1 protein-coding gene is annotated in these 356 nt (G+C 41.2%); it reads right to left on the bottom strand.

Annotation, left to right across the window (positions count from 1 at the left end; translation table 11 throughout):
- A partial coding sequence (locus IRQ95_RS22085) for a transposase (protein WP_194439937.1) occupies positions 1-332 on the bottom strand: 332 nt, incomplete at its 3' end.
- Positions 333-356: the final 24 nt, after the last annotated feature.

The raw sequence follows: 356 nt of genomic DNA, 5'->3' as shown, positions 1-356 counted from the left end.
CGGTTTTGGCTGAGAGTGGATGCGTGAATGACTTTCTCTGTTAATGACATCCGTAAGAACCAACGGTAAGCGACATTCACTTCAATTTCTTTAACGAGCTGACGCTCACTTTTTATGCCAAAGATGTAGCCAAGTAAGATGAYTTTGAAGAGACGAACAGGGTCAACAGGYGGACGCCCATTATCTTTACAATAAAGATGAGCGACTTCATCACGAATGAATTCAAAGTCGATAGCATTATCGATTTTACGCACTAAATGGTCTTTAGGAACTAACTGTTCCATCGTTACCATTTCCAGTTCGTATTGTTGCGGAGTCGGTTCTTGAAGCATATCGGAGTATCCATATTTCGATAC

The sequence above is a fragment of the Vibrio fluminensis genome (genome assembly GCF_015278125.1).
In the GTDB taxonomy this organism is placed as follows: Bacteria; Pseudomonadota; Gammaproteobacteria; order Enterobacterales; family Vibrionaceae; genus Vibrio; species Vibrio fluminensis.
The sequence above is the reverse complement of the archived record's forward strand: the minus strand, read 5'-3'. Positions and strand labels throughout refer to the sequence as shown.